The following is a 4,197-nucleotide window of genomic DNA, read 5'->3' on the forward strand; positions in this document are numbered from 1 at the left end:
AGAGAATAGGTGAACAAATGGGTCACGCTGAAAGCAAATTCCAACCTGCAAATATTGCCGTTCTAACGGTATCTGACACTCGTACTGAAGAAAACGATACCTCTGGTCGTTACCTAGCTGAGCATGCTCAAGAAGCGGGTCACAACGTAGTAGACAAGCAAATTGTTATTGATGACATGTATAAGATCCGCGCGATTGTTTCTCAATGGATTGCTGATGAAAGCGTACAAGCGATCATGATTACTGGCGGTACAGGTTTCACCTCACGTGATAGCACGCCAGAAGCACTTAAGCCCCTATTTGATAAAGAAGTTGAAGGTTTTGGTGAGTTGTTCCGTATGGTGTCGTACGAAGAGATCGGTACGTCTACGATTCAGTCTCGTGCGATTGCTGGTTTTGCTAACCACACCGTGATCTTCGCAATGCCAGGTTCAACTGGTGCGTGCCGCACAGGCTGGACAAAAATTATTAAACAGCAGTTGGATGCAAGTCATCGCCCTTGTAACTTCATGCCACACCTATCTGTATAACCTTTCCTAAAAGCGAAGGAAAAACAATGACCCAATTTACACATATCAATGCTTCTGGCGAAGCAAACATGGTTGACGTGTCAGCAAAAACGGAGACGGTTCGTGAAGCTCGTGCTGAAGCATTTGTTCACATGGCCCCAGAAACACTTCAACTGATTGTCTCTGGCCAGCACCACAAAGGTGATGTATTTGCGACGGCTCGTATTGCTGGTATTCAAGCTGCGAAGAAAACCTGGGATTTGATTCCACTTTGTCATCCGCTACTACTCTCTAAAGTTGAAGTTCAACTGGAAGCTATCGAAGCAGAAAACAAAGTTCGCATCGAATCAGTATGTAAACTTGCGGGTAAAACTGGTGTGGAAATGGAAGCGCTCACGGCAGCTTCCGTTGCTGCTCTAACGATTTACGATATGTGTAAAGCAGTACAAAAAGACATGGTCATTGGTCAAGTTCGTCTACTAGAGAAAACGGGTGGTAAATCTGGTCACTTTAAGGTGGAATCATGATTAAAGTACTTTTCTTTGCTCAAACTCGTGAGCTGATTGGCATCGACAGTGTCGAGTTAGACGGGCCGTTTGAAACGGTTGAATCAATTCGTGCACATCTAGTGGAAGAAGGCACTGAGAAAGATGGCAAGTGGGATTTAGCGCTCGAGCCAGGAAAGCTACTTGCTGCAGTGAACCAATCCATCGTCCCTCTGGATACACAAGTAAAAGCAGGTGACGAAGTTGCGTTTTTCCCGCCGGTAACTGGGGGTTAAGATGGATTCTCGTGTTTCTGTACAAATTGAAGATTTTTCGGTTGAGCAAGAATATCAACGTCTATCTGAAGGGACGGCTGCCGGCGCTGTCGTTACATTCGTTGGTAAAGTTCGAGATATGAACCTTGGGGATAATGTCATTGGTTTACATCTAGAGCACTATCCGGGGATGACAGAGAAGAGCTTGAGCGACATTTGCGATCAAGCTGAGTCTCGCTGGCCACTATTAGGTGTACGCGTGATTCATCGTGTCGGAGACATGGATAGCGGTGATCAAATTGTATTTGTGGGCGTTTCCAGTGCGCACCGCGGCGCGGCATTTGATGCTTGCGAGTTCATTATGGACTACTTGAAAACCAAAGCACCATTTTGGAAGAAAGAACGCACGACGAATGAAGATCGTTGGATTGAGTCGCGCGATACTGATCACCAAGCTGCACAGCGTTGGGAAAAATAGAACCCACTCCTCATTCTAGTGAAAAAAGCTAAGTGTCAATGGCACTTAGCTTTTTTTGTATTTATCTTCATTGTATTGCTCACTTTGTTTCAATATTTCCTATCTTTTGTCTGGTGATATTCTTCACAATAAAAGTTTTTTGCCCAATATATAAACAATTATTTGTTAGACTTGATTTGTCATAAATGTTAAATGATGTGTAAATATCTAGCATAAGATGCTAGTAAATGGTTTAAACTCAGATTAATCGAAAGTTTCGCCTGTTAAATGTCGCTTCTGGTCTTTATTTGGCTGGTGAATGCTTTGGGGTTAGAGTTTACTGCTAGATATGTGTGGTTTAGTCAGCATTATTGGTTTTTTTGCTACATTTTTATGGCAAATTACTTCAATGATTGCTAATGTGTGCCGCAGTCTTTGTAAGGTTTTAGACTTTTGTGCTCAGAAAGTGCACTAAAAAAATCTAAAACTCTGACCGTTCCAGGCCCTTACAAAGAAGTCATGGATGCTAACGAAAAAATTTGGAGTTTTACGCATGTATAAGAATAAAATCACGCGCGCTTTATTTATTGGTGCTGGTCTTTCTCTCGCTCTAGCTGGTTGTGGTGAAAAGCCTGCGGAGAAACAAGCTGCTGAGCCTGCTCCGGCTCCAGCCCCTGAAGCTAAATCTGATTCTAAAGAGCCAAAACTTGCTGCTGTTCAAGAATTGGTGCGTGGTAACGGTACAGAAGTTGCGACAATAGACCCTCATAAATCTCAAGGTGTTCCAGAATCCCACGTGATTCGCGATCTTCTTGAAGGCCTTGTAAACCAAGATGCGGACGGTAACACTATCCCTGGTGTTGCAGAATCTTGGGAAACTGAAGACAACAAAACATACACTTTCCACTTACGTGAAGACGCAAAATGGTCAAACGGTGATCCTGTCACTGCAGGTGATTTCGTTTACAGCTTCCAACGTGCAGTCGATCCAGCAACCGCCTCTCCATATGCTTGGTACATGGAATACACCAAGATGAAGAACGCAAAAGACATTGTTGCGGGTAAAAAAGATAAGAGCGAGTTAGGTGTTAAAGCGGTTGACGACCACACGTTAGTGGTTGAGTTAGATACTGCAGTACCATATTTTGTAATGATGATGGGCCACACGACAGTGAAACCTGTTCATCAAGCAACTGTTGAAAAGTTCGGCGATCAATGGACGAAGCCAGAGAACTTTGTAGGTAACGGTGCTTATGTTGTTGACAACTGGGTTGTAAATGAGCGTTTGGTTCTAAAACGTAACGAACAGTACTGGGACAACGAAAACACGACGCTTGATCAAGTGACTTTCTTACCAATCGAGAACCAAGTAGCGGAAATGAACCGCTTCCTAGCGGGTGAAATCGACTTCACGAACGAGCTGCCTACAGAGCACTTCAAGCGTCTGAAGAAAGAGCACCCACAAGAAGTGTCTGTAACCGGTAACTTATGTACTTACTACTACATCTTCAATACGAAGAAAAAGCCGTTTGATGATGTTCGTGTGCGTAAAGCGATTTCTTATGCGATTGACCGTAACATTGTGACTGATGCGATTTTAGGTCAAGGTCAAAAGCCAGCTTACTTCCTAACACCTGAAATTACGGCAGGTTTCAACCCAGAAATCCCTGCATACGGCAAAATGACGCAAGAAGAGCGTAACGCAGAAGCTGCGCGTCTATTGGAAGAAGCGGGTTACGGCGCAGACAACCCTCTTGAATTTAACCTTCTATACAATACATCAGAGAACCACAAGAAACTTGCGGTTGCACTGGGTTCAATGTGGAAGAAGACACTTGGTCTTGACGTTACGCTAGAAAACCAAGAGTGGAAAACTTACCTATCTACCAAAGATTCTGGCAACTTTGAGGTTGCTCGTGCAGGTTGGTGTGGCGACTACAACGAAGCTTCATCTTTCCTAACGCTGATGATGAGTAATAACACTACTGGTGGTATTCACTACGACAGCAAAGAGTACGATGCGATCATGAACAAAGCATTTGCTTCAACTTCTGACGAAGAGCGCCAAGCGCTTTACCTAGAAGCAGAGAAGTTGATGGCAAAAGATATGCCAATCGCACCTATCTACCAGTACGTGAAATCACGTCTACTATCACCGAAAGTTGGTGGCTTCCCAGTAAATAACGCGGAAGACAAGATTTACTCTAAAGATCTCTACATCACAGAGTAATTCGTAACTCGATAGAACTATAAAAATGAGGCCCTACATGTGAGAAATTGCATGTAGCGCCTATCTTTAGTCCAAAAGAATTGGACGACTTCTTTAATTTAACTGTCACAGACTGAAAGAGTGAGTTTATGCTTAAATTCATCGCAAAAAGGATATTTGAGGCGATCCCAACAATGTTGGTTTTGATCACCGTATCTTTCTTTCTTATGCGCTTTGCACCGGGAAACCCTTTCTCGACAGA

5 protein-coding genes and 1 pseudogene are annotated in these 4,197 nt (G+C 43.6%); all 6 read left to right on the top strand.

All coding sequences use genetic code 11. The features are described 5' to 3' along the window. Nucleotides 1-17 precede the first annotated feature (17 nt). Complete coding sequence (gene moaB, locus R7E42_RS23600; RefSeq protein WP_005388935.1) at nucleotides 18-530, top strand: molybdenum cofactor biosynthesis protein B; 513 nt, start codon at nucleotides 18-20, stop codon at nucleotides 528-530. Between the two features lie 26 nt (nucleotides 531-556). Further along, nucleotides 557-1,036: a cyclic pyranopterin monophosphate synthase MoaC gene (gene moaC / locus R7E42_RS23605; RefSeq protein ID WP_005380779.1), complete on the top strand. Its 480-nt coding sequence runs from the start codon at nucleotides 557-559 to the stop codon at nucleotides 1,034-1,036. After that, nucleotides 1,033-1,290, top strand: a complete 258-nt coding sequence (moaD, locus tag R7E42_RS23610) for a molybdopterin synthase sulfur carrier subunit (RefSeq protein ID WP_017636051.1) — start codon at nucleotides 1,033-1,035, stop codon at nucleotides 1,288-1,290. The genes moaC and moaD overlap by 4 nt, the downstream gene beginning before the upstream one ends. 1 nt (nucleotide 1,291) lies before the next feature. Next, nucleotides 1,292-1,747, top strand: coding sequence for a molybdopterin synthase catalytic subunit MoaE (gene moaE / locus R7E42_RS23615; RefSeq protein ID WP_167415363.1), 456 nt, complete (start codon nucleotides 1,292-1,294; stop codon nucleotides 1,745-1,747). A 532-nt stretch (nucleotides 1,748-2,279) separates the two neighbouring features. Then, nucleotides 2,280-3,956 (top strand): ABC transporter substrate-binding protein, encoded by a 1,677-nt coding sequence (locus R7E42_RS23620; protein ID WP_017633862.1) that lies wholly within the window; start codon nucleotides 2,280-2,282, stop codon nucleotides 3,954-3,956. Between the two features lie 128 nt (nucleotides 3,957-4,084). Continuing rightward, nucleotides 4,085-4,197 (top strand): annotated as a pseudogene (gene oppB / locus R7E42_RS23625) (oligopeptide transporter permease); the annotation flags it as partial.

The organism is Vibrio sp. Vb1337 (assembly GCF_033338715.1).
In the GTDB taxonomy this organism is placed as follows: Bacteria; Pseudomonadota; Gammaproteobacteria; order Enterobacterales; family Vibrionaceae; genus Vibrio; species Vibrio alginolyticus.

Bases quoted from the DNA above. Each gene is read 5' to 3' on its own strand.
- moaB (WP_005388935.1), top strand. From the start codon at position 18: ATGGGTCACGCTGAAAGCAAATTCCAACCTGCAAATATTGCCGTTCTA.
- moaC (WP_005380779.1), top strand. From the start codon at position 557: ATGACCCAATTTACACATATCAATGCTTCTGGCGAAGCAAACATGGTT.
- moaD (WP_017636051.1), top strand. From the start codon at position 1,033: ATGATTAAAGTACTTTTCTTTGCTCAAACTCGTGAGCTGATTGGCATC.
- moaE (WP_167415363.1), top strand. From the start codon at position 1,292: ATGGATTCTCGTGTTTCTGTACAAATTGAAGATTTTTCGGTTGAGCAA.
- R7E42_RS23620 (WP_017633862.1), top strand. From the start codon at position 2,280: ATGTATAAGAATAAAATCACGCGCGCTTTATTTATTGGTGCTGGTCTT.